At 39.9% G+C, this 18,223-nt stretch carries 18 protein-coding genes, 5 tRNA genes, 1 other RNA gene and 3 pseudogenes; 9 read left to right on the plus strand and 18 right to left on the minus strand.

Features of this window, described 5'->3' with window-relative positions; genetic code table 11:
- Nucleotides 1-32 precede the first annotated feature (32 nt).
- Nucleotides 33-1,457, minus strand: a complete 1,425-nt coding sequence (gltX, locus tag AC01GB_RS13285; protein ID WP_474452180.1) for a glutamate--tRNA ligase — start codon at nt 1,455-1,457, stop codon at nt 33-35.
- Between the two features lie 310 nt (nt 1,458-1,767).
- Here gltX and AC01GB_RS13290 point away from each other — a divergent pair.
- The 5 genes from AC01GB_RS13290 to AC01GB_RS13310 all read left to right on the plus strand — a co-directional run bounded on the left by AC01GB_RS13290 (nt 1,768) and on the right by AC01GB_RS13310 (nt 2,400).
- A tRNA-Val gene (locus tag AC01GB_RS13290) sits at nt 1,768-1,843 on the plus strand.
- Nucleotides 1,844-1,869: 26 nt separating this feature from the next.
- Nucleotides 1,870-1,945: transfer RNA gene (locus AC01GB_RS13295), tRNA-Val, on the plus strand.
- A 61-nt stretch (nt 1,946-2,006) separates the two neighbouring features.
- Nucleotides 2,007-2,082: transfer RNA gene (locus tag AC01GB_RS13300), tRNA-Lys, on the plus strand.
- A 71-nt stretch (nt 2,083-2,153) separates the two neighbouring features.
- Nucleotides 2,154-2,229 (plus strand) — tRNA-Lys (locus tag AC01GB_RS13305).
- 41 nt (nt 2,230-2,270) lie between these two features.
- Nucleotides 2,271-2,400: non-coding RNA, RtT sRNA (locus AC01GB_RS13310), on the plus strand.
- Between the two features lie 108 nt (nt 2,401-2,508).
- On the opposite strand, the gene AC01GB_RS13315 is transcribed toward AC01GB_RS13310, so the two are convergent.
- The 3 genes from AC01GB_RS13315 to AC01GB_RS13325 all read right to left on the minus strand — a co-directional run bounded on the left by AC01GB_RS13315 (nt 2,509) and on the right by AC01GB_RS13325 (nt 4,089).
- Entirely contained in the window at nt 2,509-3,312 is an 804-nt protein-coding gene (locus AC01GB_RS13315) for a Rha family transcriptional regulator (protein ID WP_474452181.1), read from the minus strand.
- 376 nt (nt 3,313-3,688) lie between these two features.
- Nucleotides 3,689-3,892, minus strand: a complete 204-nt coding sequence (locus AC01GB_RS13320) for an Arm DNA-binding domain-containing protein (RefSeq protein WP_474452412.1) — start codon at nt 3,890-3,892, stop codon at nt 3,689-3,691.
- Between the two features lie 122 nt (nt 3,893-4,014).
- Nucleotides 4,015-4,089 (minus strand) — tRNA-Arg (locus tag AC01GB_RS13325).
- 458 nt (nt 4,090-4,547) lie between these two features.
- On the opposite strand from AC01GB_RS13325, the gene mlaA reads away from it, so the two are divergent.
- Nucleotides 4,548-5,318: a phospholipid-binding lipoprotein MlaA gene (mlaA, locus tag AC01GB_RS13330; RefSeq protein WP_474452182.1), complete on the plus strand. Its 771-nt coding sequence runs from the start codon at nt 4,548-4,550 to the stop codon at nt 5,316-5,318.
- Nucleotides 5,319-5,599: 281 nt separating this feature from the next.
- Here mlaA and AC01GB_RS13335 read toward each other — a convergent pair.
- Nucleotides 5,600-6,558, minus strand: a pseudogene (locus AC01GB_RS13335) (outer membrane protein transport protein).
- Nucleotides 6,559-6,761: 203 nt separating this feature from the next.
- On the opposite strand from AC01GB_RS13335, the pseudogene AC01GB_RS13340 reads away from it, so the two are divergent.
- A pseudogene (locus tag AC01GB_RS13340) lies at nt 6,762-7,994 on the plus strand (tyrosine-type recombinase/integrase).
- Nucleotides 7,995-8,597: 603 nt separating this feature from the next.
- Here AC01GB_RS13340 and AC01GB_RS13345 read toward each other — a convergent pair.
- From AC01GB_RS13345 to AC01GB_RS13390, 10 genes and pseudogenes are all read right to left on the minus strand, one after another.
- Nucleotides 8,598-9,491, minus strand: a complete 894-nt coding sequence (locus tag AC01GB_RS13345) for a DNA adenine methylase (protein WP_474452183.1) — start codon at nt 9,489-9,491, stop codon at nt 8,598-8,600.
- A gap of 228 nt (nt 9,492-9,719) precedes the next feature.
- Complete coding sequence (locus AC01GB_RS13350; RefSeq protein ID WP_474452184.1) at nt 9,720-9,869, minus strand: hypothetical protein; 150 nt, start codon at nt 9,867-9,869, stop codon at nt 9,720-9,722.
- A 23-nt stretch (nt 9,870-9,892) separates the two neighbouring features.
- Nucleotides 9,893-10,069, minus strand: coding sequence for a hypothetical protein (locus AC01GB_RS13355; protein ID WP_474449914.1), 177 nt, complete (start codon nt 10,067-10,069; stop codon nt 9,893-9,895).
- Nucleotides 10,070-10,094: 25 nt separating this feature from the next.
- Nucleotides 10,095-11,520: pseudogene (locus AC01GB_RS13360) on the minus strand (SNF2-related protein).
- Complete coding sequence (locus AC01GB_RS13365) at nt 11,492-12,109, minus strand: phage antirepressor KilAC domain-containing protein (RefSeq protein ID WP_474452185.1); 618 nt, start codon at nt 12,107-12,109, stop codon at nt 11,492-11,494. Before AC01GB_RS13365 ends, AC01GB_RS13360 begins: the two are co-directional and overlap by 29 nt.
- A 30-nt stretch (nt 12,110-12,139) precedes the next feature.
- Nucleotides 12,140-12,301 (minus strand): antA/AntB antirepressor family protein, encoded by a 162-nt coding sequence (locus AC01GB_RS13370; protein ID WP_474452186.1) that lies wholly within the window; start codon nt 12,299-12,301, stop codon nt 12,140-12,142.
- 65 nt (nt 12,302-12,366) lie between these two features.
- Nucleotides 12,367-12,915: a BRO-N domain-containing protein gene (locus tag AC01GB_RS13375; protein ID WP_474452187.1), complete on the minus strand. Its 549-nt coding sequence runs from the start codon at nt 12,913-12,915 to the stop codon at nt 12,367-12,369.
- Nucleotides 12,916-13,012: 97 nt separating this feature from the next.
- Nucleotides 13,013-13,174 carry a BRO-N domain-containing protein gene (locus AC01GB_RS13380; protein WP_474452188.1) on the minus strand — a complete coding sequence of 54 codons (162 nt, stop codon included), beginning with the start codon at nt 13,172-13,174 and terminating at the stop codon, nt 13,013-13,015.
- Between the two features lie 282 nt (nt 13,175-13,456).
- Nucleotides 13,457-13,888 (minus strand): hypothetical protein, encoded by a 432-nt coding sequence (locus AC01GB_RS13385; RefSeq protein WP_474452189.1) that lies wholly within the window; start codon nt 13,886-13,888, stop codon nt 13,457-13,459.
- Nucleotides 13,889-14,036: 148 nt separating this feature from the next.
- On the minus strand, nt 14,037-14,258 hold the full coding sequence (locus AC01GB_RS13390) for a KilA-N domain-containing protein (RefSeq protein WP_474452190.1): 222 nt from the start codon (nt 14,256-14,258) through the stop codon (nt 14,037-14,039).
- 100 nt (nt 14,259-14,358) lie between these two features.
- Here AC01GB_RS13390 and AC01GB_RS13395 point away from each other — a divergent pair, with 100 nt between their 5' ends.
- Nucleotides 14,359-14,688, plus strand: coding sequence for a CCDC90 family protein (locus tag AC01GB_RS13395; RefSeq protein ID WP_474450383.1), 330 nt, complete (start codon nt 14,359-14,361; stop codon nt 14,686-14,688).
- Here AC01GB_RS13395 and AC01GB_RS13400 read toward each other — a convergent pair.
- From AC01GB_RS13400 to AC01GB_RS13410, 3 genes are read right to left on the minus strand one after another with little or no spacing between them, the layout of a single operon-like run.
- Complete coding sequence (locus AC01GB_RS13400) at nt 14,685-14,981, minus strand: PDDEXK family nuclease (RefSeq protein WP_474450386.1); 297 nt, start codon at nt 14,979-14,981, stop codon at nt 14,685-14,687. The two genes, AC01GB_RS13395 and AC01GB_RS13400, sit on opposite strands and share 4 nt — an antisense overlap.
- Nucleotides 14,972-15,193, minus strand: a complete 222-nt coding sequence (locus AC01GB_RS13405) for an ANR family transcriptional regulator (protein ID WP_474450388.1) — start codon at nt 15,191-15,193, stop codon at nt 14,972-14,974. The genes AC01GB_RS13400 and AC01GB_RS13405 overlap by 10 nt, the downstream gene beginning before the upstream one ends.
- Before the next feature lie 27 nt (nt 15,194-15,220).
- Nucleotides 15,221-17,284, minus strand: a complete 2,064-nt coding sequence (locus AC01GB_RS13410) for a DNA polymerase (protein WP_474450390.1) — start codon at nt 17,282-17,284, stop codon at nt 15,221-15,223.
- A 215-nt stretch (nt 17,285-17,499) separates the two neighbouring features.
- Here AC01GB_RS13410 and AC01GB_RS13415 point away from each other — a divergent pair, with 215 nt between their 5' ends.
- The gene (locus AC01GB_RS13415; protein ID WP_474450393.1) at nt 17,500-18,171 is read left to right on the plus strand and encodes a helix-turn-helix transcriptional regulator; all 672 of its coding nucleotides are present in this window, start codon (nt 17,500-17,502) and stop codon (nt 18,169-18,171) included.
- Nucleotides 18,172-18,223: the final 52 nt, after the last annotated feature.

Consider the following 18,223-nt stretch of genomic DNA (forward strand, 5'->3'; position numbering starts at 1 on the left):
ACAGTGAAATGTGCCGTTATGCTAAGCTAATTTTATTCGCTAACCTTATTTTCACGCTCATTAATATAAACCAAAGCGTTATCAATGCGTTTTAATGAACGATTTTGGCCAATGGCATGTACAGTGGCATCAACACTCGGTGATTGACCTGCTCCTGTCACAGCGACCCGCAGAGGCATACCCACTTTACCCATCCCAATTTCCAGTTCTGTAGCCGTTGCTTCGATTGCATGATGAACATTTTCACATGTCCAGTTGCTAATAGCCGCCAATTTTGTCCGTACGGTTTCTAATGGTAAGCGCGCTATCGGGCGTAAATGTTTTTTAGCGGCGTCGCCGTCGAATGTAGCAAAATCCTGATAGAAATAGTGACATGAACTGGCTATTTCTTTTAAGGTCTTACAACGTTCACCGAGAAGCTTAACTAAATCTGCTAAGCTTGGTCCAATTTGGGTATTAATACCTTGCTGTTCAATGTGCCATGCTAAGTGAGTAGCAACATATTCTGCCGGTAATGAATTGATATAATGATGATTCAGCCATAATAATTTGTCAGTATTAAAGGCACTGGCGGATTTATTAATTGCATCTAAGGAAAAATAACTGATCATTTCCTCGCGGTTAAAAATTTCTTGATCACCATGGGACCACCCGAGCCGAACCAAATAGTTTAATAAGGCTTCTGGTAGATAACCGTCATCTCGGTATTGCATGACACTAACTGCACCATAACGCTTAGATAATTTTTTACCATCATCACCCAAGATCATTGAAACATGCGCATATACAGGTATTGGCGCACCGAGAGCGGTTAATATGTTAATTTGCCGTGGGGTATTATTAATATGATCTTCACCACGGATCACATGGGTGATTTTCATATCCCAGTCATCAATAACAACACAGAAATTATAGGTAGGAGAGCCATCGGTGCGGCGTATAATGAGATCATCTAGCTCAAGATTGCTAAATTCAATTGGGCCACGGATTTGGTCTTCAAAAATAACAGAGCCTTGCTGGGGGTTGCGAAAGCGCACTACGTGAGGTTCATTCGGTGTATGGTTATGAGCATGCGAGCGGCAACAGCCATCGTAACGTGGTTTTTCGCCTCTAGCCATCTGTTCTTCACGTAAATTCTCTAACCGTGTTTTAGAACAGTAACAGCGATAAGCTGTCCCTGCACTAAGCATTTGATCGATAACTGCATGATAACGATCGAAGCGTTTAGTTTGATAGTAAGGACCTTCATCCCAATTTAAACTTAACCAGTTCATTCCATCCATTATGGCGTCAATGGCTTCTTGTGTTGAACGCTCAATATCGGTGTCTTCAATACGTAAGACAAACTCTCCGTTATTATGTCGACTATAAAGCAATGAATATAGTGCGGTACGAGCACCGCCGACGTGAAGATAACCGGTTGGACTTGGTGCAAAACGGGTTTTTATTTTATTCATTAGGATTGCCTTAATGATCTTTTTTTATATCGAATCTAGTCTAGTGATAAATTTACAGTTGGTTATTTTATCATTACAACTTAATTCCTCAATGCTGTTAGCGCGATAATGATACTTTATTTTGCTAATTTAATGGTAAAACTGCTTAATTTATGCTGATAGGAACTAGACTAAATAAGTTTAAATAAATATTATTTAGCGTCGATAATATTTGGTGCATCTTGCTTAATTTTGCAACGAACGGATATTTTTCCTTAGAAAAACCGTTGACTCATGCAGAACTATCCCTATAATGCACCTCCATCACGACGGGCGATTAGCTCAGTTGGTAGAGCATCTCCCTTACAAGGAGGGGGTCATCAGTTCGAATCTGGTATCGCCCACCAATTGTTGTGATGATTTAGTTATGATTGGGCGATTAGCTCAGATGGTAGAGCATCTCCCTTACAAGGAGGGGGTCATCAGTTCGAATCTGGTATCGCCCACCATTCATCCAAAAAATAAAGGATTATTTGTTTAAATTATTTATGCTGTGTTTTGCTATTAATAGGGTCGTTAGCTCAGGCGGTAGAGCAGTTGACTTTTAATCAATTGGTCACAGGTTCGAATCCTGTACGACCCACCATTAATAGTGTTAGATAAATTTTTTGTTTATCCTATTTGTTACTAACTAAACATAATCCAGTTTATTCAGATGGGTCGTTAGCTCAGTCGGTAGAGCAGTTGACTTTTAATCAATTGGTCACAGGTTCGAATCCTGTACGACCCACCATCTAACAATATCTTGTTATTTTCCAAAGAAACAGAAATAACACATAGCACTGTGAGTACAGGATGAGAAGCTGTGTAGGTTCGAGCCGAGCGAAGCGAGATGGAGTTGTGCGAAGCACAACGACCCGCAGGGCGAGGCCATAGGAAATTTTTTGTTTGGTACATTTATTAAATTTGACATAAAGTTATTCCTCAATAGTTAAATTGCTGAAAGATTGCCCCTGTAAAAAGGGGCGTTCAGATTAATTAGTGGCGTTCTAAGAAATGGGTAAGCTCACCTTCATACCAAGTGATCGGTGCGTGCGGTAATTATCCCGATTTGTTGATGGTGAAATTGTTCAAAAAGTTGTTTGATCTCCGCTAACACGGTATCGATATTCTCACGCTTACGTAAAAGTCGTTTGATAACCTGTTTTTCAGCGTCATTGATAATCTGGCGCAATGACTCGGAAATGTAGTAAATGCGTCGGCATTCGTCAGCCATCAGCGGTATATGCTCTACCTGAAAACGCGCCGGTGACGGCGTGCCAGTGACTTCGCGTAGCGCCAGCCACACCGCATTACTCCATGAACGCTCAAATCGGAAGCCATCAGTCATACACCAGACTAAGTGCGTCAGGTTACGGGTGTCTGAATGGCTAAAACGCTTTACGGCTTTTGGTTGGTATTGATATTTTGGTGTAGAGTGTAACTTTGTTTCCATGTGATTAAATTCAGCAATATAAGCTTCTTTGAATTGTGCCGCTTTCTTTCCGGTAAATCCCATGACCAAGAATACGAAACCGTCTTTGGTCATTTCGTACATGGGGCGGTTTTCACCTTTTGCATCGATGTAATTAACCTCCGCAAAATTGCGGGCGTTAAATTCTGGTGAAGAGTCAATATTACGCAGTTTTTTTAAAATATCATCGTGACGTTTACCAAAATAATCGGAAACATCTCTAGAATTAGTAACAGCTTTACCATTATGAATAGAAACTTTAGGTGTGATAGCAGAAAATTGAATATTCATCCTTGTATCCTTTTCTAGAGGAAAGCCTGAACGGCTTAGGCGGCCAAGTGCTAGAAACTTGTACAAGATCAAGCGGGTTTATTTCCATTGCTGGTCTTTTATTCGCCCACACTCGGCCATATCTAAAACATGGACACAAAAAATCCGCAATCTATCGTGCGCGGACTTACGTCTTGTAAGGTGTTTCTAGCACCTAAACGAACTATAGCGCATGATTTCTTCTCTCGTCAATGGTTATGGTTTTTCTGATGGAAAATGGGCTAGATAGGGTATACTTTTTATTTTTTTCTCACCATACTTCGTGTTTGAATGCAAACCATTCCTTGAATATTTCAAAAAATGTATTTTCATTTTCTGATTTTATTATTAGTTTATTTTTTGAAATATCAACTCCATTAAGGATTTCTTTCTTTAATTCAAATGCCTTTTTTCTTGCGTTTTATTAGGGTTATATTTGACACTTTACCCAAAGTGTAAATCTTTTTTTACCCAAAAAATGGTAACGCATTTGCCATACTTTAGTACCTGAAACTGGCACATATAAATACAAACCATTACCATCAGATAAACGGTAAGGCTTATCTTTTGTTTTTAGCGGACTCGACTTGTTTAACGGTAAGCATTGGGTAAAATCTCGGTTATTAGATATGATTTACTCAAAAAAGCTAGCGGTTGTCAATGAGCTTAAGCGAACTATGAAGAACTATAAATACGCATCAATAGAAGTTTTTATTGGATTTCGCGAACTAAAGTGAACACTTAAAAATAGTTTAATGGTGTCCCCTGCAGGAATCGAACCTACAATTAGCCCTTAGGAGGGGCTTGTTATATCCATTTAACTAAGAGGACATAGAATGGTTTCAGTCTAAATTGCCTTGATATACTATTTATTTTACTATTAAATCCCTATAAAAATCAACTTGTTGAATGCAATTAGTTTAATTTTATTGCTGATGGCTGGATTTGTGTTTAAATAGGTTTGATTCTCTGTTGCGCTATATTAGAGGAAATCGTTAAATTATTATTTAGTGAATTATTTAATAAATTGTTATTAAATTTGTTTATCTATTTTACATTATGATGTGTTTATCATATTGAGAATAATTATTATTGTTTGTTTTTTTATATTTTGGGGCTATAACTTGGTGTTATTTATTTAACCTATTCCTCTATTTATAATAATCGCTTGCACATTATATGCTTAGATAAATAGTGATTAAATTCTTATCATTAAATCAAAAAGTAAGTAAGATTAAATTAATGAGGATATATAATTATGAATGGACAATCTATGTGAGGGTGTTTTGTTGAATAGAAAAACAAGATTTAAAACATATCGATTATGCGGCGTATTTTTTGCAGTAGGATTGATTGCAAGCTGTTCGAGTACACCGACCGATAATCAACAGCGCTCTGATCCGCTAGAGAATTTTAATCGAACAATGTTTGATTTTAATTATCATGTTCTGGATCGTTATGTGGTGCGTCCAGTTGCCGTTGCTTGGCGTGATTACGTTCCTATGCCTGCACGTAATGGCTTAGTCAATTTTTTTGCTAACCTGGAAGAACCTGCGAGTATGGTGAATAATTTTCTACGCGGTGATATTTATCAAGGAATGAAGCATTTCAATCGTTTTTTCCTAAATAGTGTTTTTGGTATGGCGGGATTGATCGATATTGCTTCAATGGCTAATCCTAAACTTGTTAAACAAGCATCTAATCGTTTTGGTAGTACTTTGGGATATTATCAGGTTGGTTACGGTCCATATGTGGTATTGCCAGGTTATGGTAGTTTTACCCTACGAGAAGATGGAGGTGACTGGGCTGACAAGGCTTACCCGATGTTAAGTTACCTTACTTTTTGGATGTCAGCCGGAAAATGGGTATTAGAGGGAATCGAAAAACGGGCACTTTTTTTAGACTCTGATGGAATACTACAAAACTCTTCTGATCCATATTTAATGGTTAGAGAGGCATATTTTCAGAATAAAGATTTTAAGGCGCAGGGAGGGGTGTTGAAGCCGACTATTAATCCTGACGCTGCTGTGATTGAAGAAGATTTGGATTCTATTGATTAGTAATAGACTGATACATTTTAGTTTAAATATTAATGAGTAAAAAAATAACGGTGAGATAATTTATTGATTTTTATGGTCACGTTAACTTAAATCTTTATAAATTAAAAAATCAATTAATAATATAATTGTTTGCTAATTATCATTTACGATAAATTATTTAATTAGTGAATGGTGGCATCAGTGGTGATATTTGGATTTAAAATTATCATCACTAAATATTTCTTACTAATCGATTTTACCAAGGATAGTTATTGCTATCCTTTTGTATTTTTAAGAAAAAATTAGAATTTGTAGTTAAAGTTAACGCCAGCTAACCAGGCGCTACCACTTGATTTAAATTCATACGCCGGTAGTGGCATACTTATTGATGGCATTTCTTCTTTGATTTTTACATGTTGTCCGTGCATGTAGGAAATGCCTACGTCAACTGAGGCATTTTCGTTAAAGGCATAAGTTGTACCGGCACTGATCCAAAAGCGAGCTTGATCGGGAATTGAGATCGAGCGATTTTTAGCGGGTACAGGGCTATCATCAAAGGCAATACCGGTACGAAATGTCCAATGATCATCATGATAGTAAGTGGTCCCTAAAGCAATACGGGACACATCTCTAAAACCTTCATGTTTATTAAATAAATCGCGTCCGTCATCTTTTGCGGTGGCTTTCAGTTCTTTAAACTGGCTCCAACTGGTATAGGCTAAACTATAATGAACTGCCCATTTAGGTGCAACTTTATTATAGCCGGAGATTTCCCAAATTTCGGGCAGATTCAGATCCAGTTTGCCCTTAACGCTATTACCGCCTGAACCAAGAGGCATTGATAGAGGAAGCTCATTACTATAGTCGCCATTAAACTTTATTTTAACTTCTGAACGATAGGTAAAGCTGTAACGATTATTCTCATCTAATTCATACAGGATGCCGGCATTCCAACCATATCCCCAATCACTACCCTTAAGTTTGGCAATTGTGGTTGATTTAGGTAGACCCCCAATATTGGGCCAAATTCCCCAATATGACGGGTAATTTCTGCATCGGCATAGACTGCATTAAAGCCTAAACCTGCACTGAAATGCTCATTAAGGCGATAAGCACCGCTTAAATTTAAGTTCAGGGTAGTGAGATTGGTTTTCCCACCAATAGGCCCAGCATTATAGTTATGATTGAATTCAGTGGCTAAACCGTAATTAGTAGTAATTGAAGTGCCAACAGCCCATTTTTCATTTACTGGAAAAATAATAAATAACTATCACCCCCAATCGTTAATAGTCATCAATAGCATACCTTTTTATAATTAATTTGTTGTTTTATATTTATTTTATTTTTTATCTCAGTATAGAATAGCTGTTTTTAGTCGCCTATTATAATCCTTGTGTCATCAAATTTATGTACATATTGGTGTACATAAAATATTATATAAAAAAGACGCAAGGAGAAAAAAAGATGGCACTGAGTGATTCATGGTTAAGAGCGGTAAATGGTAAATCCCAAGCTAAAATGGTGACTAAATCAGACAGAGAGGGTTTATCAGTTCGCGTGACTCCAAAAGGTAAGGTGATTTTTCAATATCGCTATCGTTGGCAGGGGAAAGGTGATCGGATAGATATTGGAACGTATCCGGCAATGAGTTTAAAAGATGCGCGTGATAGTGCGCTTTTTTACCGTCGTGAACTAGAACAACACAGAGACCCTAAAGTAGTCAAACGCACGCGTAAACAACAGTCGATTTATGCGCACACGGTTGAATCGGTTATTCGCGACTGGTGGGATAAATCGCTAAAAAATGCACAGGTAAAAGCTGGCGAGATACTACGGTCATTTGAAATTTATGTTTTCCCCGAGATTGGCAATCTACCCCATGACGAAACCCACTTGCATGTCTGGTTATCCCTAATTGAAGAAGTGGTAAAAGTAAAACCGACAATTGGTGCGCGGATTTAACGTTATGCCAAAACCGCCCATCGATGGGGGGTACGTAGGGGGATTATTTCTTCAAATCCACTTATCGATGTAACATCACAGGATTTAGGGGTGAAAGCACAACAGGGCGAAAGGATGTTGAGCAACGATGAACTCAGGGTACTATTTACGTTAATTGATGCGCCAGGCTACAATCCCAGAAACGCCTTGATAATCAAACTGGCGTTGTTGTTTGGTTGCCGGATAGGGGAATTGCTAAAAGCGAAAATGACCGATTTCGATTTTACTAAAGGAATATGGACAGTACCGCCCGAAAATCATAAAACAGGGCGAAAAAGCAAAAAGCCCATTATCCGGCCTATTATTCCAGCGGCAGAGGAATTGATAAAAACTGCTAAAAAATTGAGTCATGGTAGTGATTATTTATTTACCGTCTCAGAGGGTAAAACATTATGTGTAGGTGGTCATGTTGTTTTGATTACCGCTCTTAACAAAAAAATGGCTAGCAGATTTGAGAACTATACCCACTGGTCAATTCACGATTTACGTAAAACCATGCGCACGGGCGTTGCGGAGCTAACCCAGCCTCATGTTGCTGAAATCATGTTAGGTCATAAGTTACCGGGGGTTTGGCAGGTATACGATAAGCATACCTACCTTGAGGAGCAGAGGGCAGCTTATGAATGCTGGTGGAATAAAGTTAATCAAATCGTTTACCCCTCTCCCAATCCAGAATATCCTGCCGGGCGAAATTAAGCTCATCAGATTTAAATCGAGGGCGTGGAAAACCTTCCCGCCGTTGGTATCCGTTACCCGCCCACAGTCTGATAGTGTGAGTTGACACTCTGTACCTTTTTGCAAGTTCACTGGTTTTGATAAAAGGGGATTCATTCATAGGGTTTTTTCCTTTATTAGCTCTGTAGATTATTCAAAAACTCACACTATTCTCAGGCGCTTCATTGCCCCACAGAAAACCAATAACGAAGAGCGAAAAGTTTATCTTCGTGCTTTGTTAGGTCAGGGCATATGATTTGTGGGGAAGAGTATTAGGATTTATTTGCTGCGCTGTTTGATGCTTTGTTTTGGTATTGCCAGAGTGGTTGCTCTGTGTTTTTAGATTCAACAGAAACATTAGATTTTTCGTCGGGTTCTATTAATGACCCGAAAAGAATTAGTTTGGAGGGGATTAAATCAGACTGTAAAGTACATAAAAACCCCGTAACTTATTGTAAATACCGGATTTTTTATTGTTTAAGATGCAAATTTGGTGGAGCTGGCGGGAGTTGAACCCGCGTAAATAATAATGTAATAAATTGATTTTAAAAAGATAAATTTTTCTAAAATTATTAACGTATCATTTTATATTTTTGTTTTTGTGGGATATTTTTCTACAGGAAAATTTAATTGTTTACTAAAAAACATTATTTCGGAGCCTTTGTATTTATTTTGAACGCTGTAGTTTATGTCATATGATAAAAATTTAGATTTTGAATACATTTTTTGTATTGGTTCTACATTATCATATGAAACAATCCATGGAGTTGATATTTCAGTCTGAATGATATTAGCAATTACTTCATGATCTTCATGTATGTAATGATTTTCATATAAACCTTTTCCTTTTACATAATATGGTGGATTAAAATATGTTAAAGAATTTATTGGTAATTGTTTAATTGTCTTTTGTATAAATTCTCTGGCATCTAAATTAGAAATAATTATATTATTTTTATATTTTGATATTCGCTCAATTCGTTCAATTAAGTTGTATTTATTAAATCTGGCATCTAATTTCCAATTACCTTTTTGTTCTTTTCCTCCAAGAATTCCTCCCAAAAGGATACCAGAACGGTTAGTTCTATTTAGAAAAAAAGTTGAATATCCTAGTTCGAAAATATTGCTAGATTTGGCATGTACCATAATCTTCCGTTGATGATGCCATTCATCAATTGTGACATCTGTTTTCTCAATTTTTTTGCAAAAATCATGTGTATGGTTAATTATACTATACCAAAATGCATAAATAGCTGGGTTGATATCGTTTAAATAAATTTTCTTCGCATATCCCTTAGTAAGTAAGTTTAATGCTAGTCCTGCCCCCCCAGCAAACGGTTCTGCATAATGTAGATCGTGAAGATTATTTTTTTCAATAATTTTCATGACAAAATTGGATAATTTTGCTTTACCACCGGGATATCTGAGTGGGGTATTAAATAACATAGTCATACCTCGTATTTTACTATCATTATTCATAGGATTTCTCCGGTTATTGATTAAATTCTGCATATAGTTATCCTTCAATATTAAAATTGATGAATGAATATGGATGTTTGTTAAGCGATATTGATCATGGGGGATAATGCCGTTCTGGTGTGAACTACTTTTTTAGCTTAGGCCATAATATTATGATATAAATCAATGCCATAGTGCCTAACAGTACGAATATGTCCTCCATCTCTTTTCCGTCTAACTGTAATCCGCTCAATGCTTCATTACCCCATTTGATCTCGGGAATATTGCCGGTGGTGTTGTATCAACATGGGATAGATGTTCTACTATCAGCTCAAAGGCAAACGCTACACTAATAAACAATAATGTCGTGATTAATAATTTAATGATGTTAAGTTTCATAATTGAACCTCGATGAAATTAGTTTATTTCTTAACGCAAATCGATTTGGCGTTGATATCCTTGAAAGTTTCAAATTCCTGCTCAAACTGTTTAGCAGCGAATTGACACATATTTTCAGTATCAAATTCCTGTGTATGAACACTTGCAAAGTTGCTTGATGCATAAGGGCTGGCGTACATGGCCAGGATTAAAATCCACATGATGGGCTCCTTTAATTAAATGCTGTTATTTTCTTCTCATCGCTTCCAGTAATAAGTCCTGTATTGCTCGTTTTGAATTGCGCCTTTCCATGACCACTTCATCAAGCGTATCTTTAGCGACGATATGATGGATAAAGACAGGACGATTGTGTCCGGCTTGCGCTTGACGCGTAGGGCCGATACGTTCGATAATTTGCTGGTACTGCTCCAAGTCCCACCAGTGGGAGAAAAACACCAGGATATTACCGCCGTCCTGTAAATTTAAGCCGTGTCCACAGCTCGCAGGATGGGCAAAGAGCACTGGGATTTTGCCATTATTCCAGTCGGTAAGGGTTTGTGGGTTAGCGTCTAACATTTTGCCTTTTGGAAAGGCTTTTAATAAACGCTCCAGGTCATGCTTCCAGTGATAAGCAACCAGAACCGGCATCCCGCCGGCTTCATTGATAATACTTTCCAGCGCCTGGATTTTGGCATCGTGTATCACTGTCCAGTTGTGATTGTCATCGCTATAGATAGCGCCTGCTGCAATTTGCAAACATTTTATTGTTTTGGCAGCGGCATTTAATGCTTCGATCGCACTGTCGCCCAACTCAAGAAACAGTTCTTTTTCCATGGCCTGATAGTGCGCTCGCGCTTTTGCAGGTAACGTAATGTTGATAACGTTGCGAACAGGTTCGTCGATATCAAACCAGTCGGCGGCATTAAGAGATAAGGTGACATCGCTAAGGGCTAACTGAATTTGTAGATGCGCAAACTCTAAAGGCTCAAACTTACTCCATTGCTGCCCAGGAAACTGGATACGGTTAAACCAGCGGGACGTAAAACGCATTATGCGTTCTGCCTAGCCGTTCGCCCTGGTCAACAAACCACGCTTGCCCCCATAAGTCCATCAGCCCATTGGGTGAAGGCGTACCGGTCAGATTTACCCAGCGATGAACCGATTTATGCGCGATTTTGGCGAGTGCGGCTGTGCGTTTACCGCCTTTACGTAGCCGGAATGATTTTAACCGTGTGCTCTCATCGGCGATAATCGTGCCAAAAGGCCAGCTGTCTCCAAGGATGTCAACCAGCCAGACAAGATTGTCATAATTGATAGTAAATACGCTGGCATGGGTATTTTTGAGTGCTGCCATCCGTGCTTTGGCAGTACCAATAATGGGCTGTACTTCGACATTATGGAGGTGGCTCCATTTAAGCGCTTCATCCGGCCAGGTGGATTGGGCTACCCGTAAAGGGGCTAACACCAATGTGGGTTTGGTTTCACTGCCTGATAAATAAAGATTTTCTAATGCTGTCAGGGTTGCTGCTGTTTTGCCCATTCCCATACCGGCCCAGACATTTGAGCGTAGAGTATCCATAATAAAGTTAGTGATGATTTCTTGGTAAGGGCGAGGGGTGAAGGGTTTTACAATTGTACTTTGTTCAGTCGACAACAGGGATAGTTTTGTCATGCGTGTGTAATCCGTTCCAGTTCTTTTTCATGAGTAATTTATTATCCAGATACCATTCATAAAGTCGTTGTGCGCCTTTTCTAAGCAAAACAGTACGATACGTAATGAAACTATTCGTACCGTGAGGGCTGATTTCATTTTGTTTTTCGGTTAAATATTTATCCCGAGCGTTAGAGGCCACGCGCCAGCGTAAATTGTTGCCAGATTTACTGTCGTTGTAGAGCCATTTACGTTCTGCCAGAAAATGATTTATTTGTTGACTGTTTACCCCGTTAAGCATTTTGCTAAATTGGGTAGAGGTCATACCTTCTTTAAAGAGATTCTTGAGGCAATCGACTTCTGTTGAGAGACTTTTATTTTCCAGTAATAGCTTTTCTTTCTCTTCCTCGGCATGGACTACCATCAAAGCAAGTTCTTTTGTTGTTGGTAGTGATGTTTGGGGTTGTAAAATCCGTCTTTCACATTCAATAAAGTAATGGCTGGACTGTTTACCTTTTTCGTTGCGCTCAACCATTGATAGCTCTTTCGCCATGTCGATACTGATGCAGTAGCCTTTCATCGGACGTTGACGGGATTTTGCACTCCCCAATTTTGGGGAGCTCAAATTTTCTACAATTATTTAGTCCTGATTTTCAACAAATCCATATTGCTTAATCCTGTCTTTTATCCATGTGGTAAAATCTTTGCCAATTTCCAAAAACGCATGTAAATCACGGGCATTAACCGTTTGGATTAATCCACCGTTAATGTTTTTTGTTTCGATGTTCATTAAATTTGACATAAAGAAATTCCTCAATAATGAAATTGATAAACAAATAGCCCCTTAGACAGGGGCGTTAAGATTATTTAGTGACGTTCTAAGAAATGGGTCAACTCACCTTCGTACCACTGATCGGTGCGAGCGCTGATTATCTCTATTTGTTGATGGTGAAAATGCTCAAAAAGCTGTTTGATCTCCGTGAGTACCGTATCGACATTTTCACGTTTACGTAACAGTCGCTTAATCGTCTGTTTTTCAGCGTTATTAATAATGTTGCGCAGTGACTCAGTGATGTAGTAAATGCGCCGGCACTCTTCAGCCATTAACGGTATATGCTCCACCTGAAAACGCTCCGGTGATTGTGTGCGGGTCACTTCACGTAACGCCAGCCACACCGCATTACTCCATGAACGTTCAAACCAAAAGCCATTTGTCATACACCAGACTAAATGCGTCAGGTTACGTGTATCCGAATGGCTAAAACGCTCTACAGCTTTCGGGTGGGGTTGAGGGTGCTCATATTTACCCGTTTTGCGAATCGAGGGGAGGACTTCATTAAATACCCAATCCTGAAATTGTTTTGCTTCTGGCTTATTACTACGGAAAATCACACGATAAAGGTTAGGTTCATTCACATAAACAAGTTGTTGGTTTCCGCCTTTTGTAAGGGTGTAGATTTTTTCTACTCCACGTGGGTCAAGAGTTCCTCGTGTATTTTTAAGGGGTTCGTTTTTAACGAATTCCTTTGAGATACTGCACTAAGTCAGATGAACGTGATATATCTAAAATTTCACATACATCTTTAAGGCAGAACCACGGCTCACCATCTATTACTTGGATTCGTACGTTATGAGTTTCTTGGAAAGAAAATGAGATAGCTTGTGGGGTAGTCATAGTATGACCTCCGATGGTAGTATTTTAATTATCACCCTCTAAGCTGCTAAACTTATTGGTGGTGAACTGAACAGGATTAGCAGTACCGGAACTACCGACCGGCCAGCTTTTCAGCTGCCCCATCCAGCCCACCATTGAATTGCGGCCAGATTACGACATTAAAAAACACGCTCGCGGCGTGCATATGTCGCGGTAGTTTACGGCAGGCTGCTAAACCTGACACCTGATTTATCAGATGCAAATAAACTATAGCGCATGATTTCTTCTTTCGTCAATGTTTTATTATGCTGCAATCCCGTTCATCATTACACCTAACAGCCTAGGAAACTGGTTATCGTAGAAGTGAGGTTGAGTCTGACGGGGATTGTTAGGGTCAGTCAGATTTTTACCAAACTGCAATCCTTTTTCTGTCAATGGCCAGAATAATTTTTCCTTATCAGGATGTTTGCTACTTGGACGCGATTTACGCTCAGCAAGTCCTAGCAGTTGTAGCCGCCGATAACCAGATTGTGCCGTATAGGGTTTGCCATGAAGCAATAAAAGCTCAGTAAAGGAGTGTGTCACTTCACTTGAACCTGTTAAACTCCCCTCTGGCGCATCAACAGCGTAAGCAGGAAGTATGTCAGGCATACCAAGGGAAGATTGCAGTTTTTTCATTGCGCCCAGTAGACCAGAAGGGGCGATACGTAGTTCCTGCTTATAAAAAGCGATCATGGCTAAGCCAGCGTGTACTTTTTCGACAAGTACACCGTTATTGCTTTTTATTGAATCCCTAAACCGCTCGTAAACCTGAACTTCAAAAGCAGGGTCTATCCATGCTGCATATCGGATGGCGATAATTTCAACTGCAAAGCTGCCAGATTCAAGGCCACCTTTGATAATATTTGACCGAAGCTATTTTCGTAGCTTCGCTTGCTTTTTGTACAAAATTACTTACTCCTTCTGATTTAAGGAAGTTTGATGGCCGCTGAGATTCTGTCGCTTTACCCTGAGCAACTGCCGCACGGTGTAAATCATTAAGACAATAACGCCCAAAAGCGTCTTGACGAACAACGGTATTTTCAATAATAACTAATTTAGACATAAAAATTTCTCCGTAATTAAACGAATTAAGTTATAAATGTGATAGATTTTGCAGATTGAGCCCGAAACCCGTTATACTTACCAAAACAGGAGGATTCGCTATGGGCCAGGTTGCATTTGATACACAAGAATTTGTCGAAACATTAGAGAATGCAGGTTTGCCAAAAGAGCAGGCAAAAGCAATTTCTATTGCTGTGCGTAAGTCACACGAAGTTGCGGATGTAGCGACTAAACGCGATTTAGATGATGTTCGTAAAGAAATAGACGGCAGATTTGATAAGCTTGATGTCAAGATAGACTCACAGATATCACTAGTCCGTAAAGATGTTGAAGGGTTAACCAATAGCCTTCTGATAAAACTAAGCGGTGTCATGTTAGCTATTGTTGGTGCTGCGGCAACGATTGTCACCCTAATCATAAAACTGGTTTAAAAACCGTCCTGTAGTTCCTCAGCGGGCAATATGCTGCCTAAATCCTGGCTGTCCAGTACGATGACCTGATGGCCAAGGGCAAAAAGCCGTGCGTGTTCGCGTAATTGGTAGGGGGTAGGTTTTTCGCCCGGTGCTTTGCACTCCACAAAAATAATGTTGCCATTGGGCAGGGCGACTAATCGGTCAGGTACGCCTCGTCGCCCTGGTGAAACAAATTTATAGGCAATGCCGCCGATTTTTTGCACTTCACGCACCAAATGTTTTTCGATACTCTCTTCCCTGATTAACCGCATGGATACATCCTTTTAATATGTTCCCTTTTTATTTGCATCAGGCAAAAATCGGCGCGGTTCTCACTCCAGATACGGTTATTGCGATTGCGCGCCAGCCGATTTGCCTGCGACCATGCGCGCGCGGCTTCATGGTATTGCCCTGACTGCTCAAGGTGAACTGCATCCTGCGCCGCCTTGAAATAAAGTGGGCTGTCGTTTTTCATAAAGGCCATGATGTTTATTTTATCCTGTGTGTTAGTTTATTCCTTGCGATAGCGATAAGTCTCAAAGCCGGCTGCACTAAGCGGTAAATCGAAAGCCCAGTCCGGATTAAGACTTAACAGTGTGCTTAACCCCTCGGCGGAAAATTGTGGGGTATCCGGCGCTTCGCTGATAATTTCATCATGGACGGTTAAGACAATCGCATAACCTGCCTTTTCAATAGGCAGTATGCTATAGGCTAATACATCCCGTGCGGCGGCCTGACAGATATTTTCGGTGATTTTACCGCCATAGGTTTTTAACCGTTCCCATTTACGGTTGTAGGGGTTAGTCCCCATATAGGTAATTTGTCCATTCTCTGTTCGCGCAGAAGGGTAGCAAAGACTACGACCTGATGGTAGACAAATCCTGAGCCAGCCTTTATCGCGCCGGACGCTAAGTTTACGGCACTTAAACGCTTTCCCCGGTGCCTGAATGGCCTGTTTTACTGCCTCTTCAATGTCGTACCAGAATGATACGGTTTGCGGATGGGCATTGCGCCACATGCGCTTAAGGGAATCGCAGGTAATAAAGACCTTTTCGCTGAGGCCATAAGTTTTATCCGTTTCAACGGATTTTTGATACCAGCGCATCGCCTCTCGCTTAACGTTAGGCGGTATGTTAGGTAATGCGGCTTCCGCCAGTTCATCTAAATCCAGACCGTAGGCGAGGGCGAACGTCAGAAATGCCGCAACGCCACCGCCATAGCCTAAGCCGAGTTCCATCACCTTACCGATTTGTCGTTGAGCTTTAGTGACGTTCTCAGGTAAAAAATTAAATGCGCGCGCATAGGCGAGTTTATAGAGGTCATCGCCCTTGCCGTTATCAAATTCGCTAAAAGCGTTGACTTTCCAGTTTTCCCCTGCCAGCCATGCTAGCATGCGGCCTTCAATATTTGATAAATCGGAGATAACCAGCTTCTTACCGGGTGGGGCAATAATACATCCTCTAAGTGCAGAACTGGTCAGTTGCATAATGTCATCACAAATCAGCTCGGCGCAACCGGCTTTTAACGCTTCAATCCCGTCATTAATGGTGCTTGGGTCAAGCGTGGGTCTGGGGAGATTATCCGGTTGAAAAATCCGCCCCGCCCAACGTCCAGTGCGTGAGGCACCGCAGAATTGTTTTGTCCCTCGAAGTCGTCCATCTGCGCTTACCGATTTTAACAGCGCCTTATATTTACTGGTGCTGGTTGTACACGATTGCAGACGGACTGATAGTAGTTCGCGTAAAGCAGGTGGAATATCAGGGTCATTAATGCGTCGCTGTAGCGTGCTGGCTTGCATATCCGGTAATGTGATGCCAAATGCCGAAACGATATGCTGTAGCAGTGCATCGCGTTGTGTTGCGGTTTGCACGGCATTATCTGTCAATTGTCGGGTGACGGTTGATAACCTTTTTTGCTCGTTTTCAACCGCGGTCAAGGCGCTTTTCGCCAGTTCAACGTCCATACCCATTCCACGGCGATTAATCTTTTGGTCTAACTGCCATAGTTGGGTTTCATCAGCATTCATATTCCAACGCGGTAAATGTTGGTAAATCTCGCGCATGGCTAAAATATCTGAACCTGCGTACGTTTTAAACCGCTGCCATTCTTCGAAATGTGTTAACGCCGTAGCGCGTTGTATTTTGCTATTCTTAGGACGCGGTTTGCAAAATAACTGTATGAGCGCTTTACCTTCTTTATCTTTGGCTTTATCGTTATTGATTTTGAAAATATCGCAAAGCGAACCTAGTGCACCGGGTAAGCCATGCGCCAGTGCTTGCACCAGGGTGTCGTGAATGCGGGATAAGGGTAAATCGATATTTAACACGTGTTTTAAAATTACCGTATCAAACATCCCCCCATTATGCCAGACAGTTAAAATCGCAGAGTCATCAAGATAGGCTTTTAAATCCTTTGGCATCGTTTTATCTTCAGTCACATCCCAAACCTTGACAGGGCCATGATTGTCCGCATACGCAAAAAGTAATATTTCTGCATTTTCAGCATAGCGATGTGTGCCACAATTAATCGGTATATCGCTGTATGTTTCTAAATCGCAAAATAGTAAATTTTGCATATAAAAATGCCTCAATACTTAAATTGATGAATGATTGCCCCTATAAAAAGGGGCGTTAAGATTAATTAGTGACGTTCTAGGAAGTGGGTCAGTTTACCTTCGTATCAGGAGTTGTCAGTACACGAGATGCTTTAATAAAAAGCGGTATTTATTTTTGTTTTTTTTTATAAAAAACTAAGCTTAATTATAAAAATTAAATTGTAATAGGGATATTTATGAAAACTAGCGATGTACTAACAAGCCATTTGATTTCGTTTATGGAGAAACAAGAAGATATTTGGGACATAAAAGATACTGAGTCATGTTTTGTCTATGCTAATAAAGCGCTGCTTACTAGTTCTTGTTTGTCAGTAAATTTTAACATCGAAGGAAGACGAACCTTTGAATGCCCTGTGTCATGGTGTGAATATGCGGACACAACTGTTGAATATGAACAAATTGTTGTTCAATCTGATAAATCCATATTTTTTATTGTTACACATCTAGCAGAAAAAGAGCGAACATTACAATCTGTTTTTGTTAAAAAGTTTCCTTACTACACCCAGAATAAAATCGCTGGAACTATCTGTCATGGACGAAAAATATCCCCTCGATTACTATCAGAACATTTCTTTAAAAACCCAACCACGCCTTCTTTTTTAACAAATCATCCACCGAATAATTTATTTACGACTGAAGAACTTAATGTGCTATTTTTCGCGATGAAACTTATGAGTAATCAAGAAATCGCATTGCGGTTAGGTACCTATTCTTGTGTTGTAGAGCAAATAATACAACAGATATATAAAAAGATTGATATTTACACCCGAAAACAACTGAGAGATTATGGTATCGCTGAAGGTTTTGATAATTACTTTCCACCATTTTTGTTAAAGGGATTGTTATAAATTACTATCATGGGTTATTAGCTCAGTTGGTAGCCCAGAGGACTTAATACAT

The organism is Candidatus Arsenophonus phytopathogenicus (genome assembly GCF_056113345.1).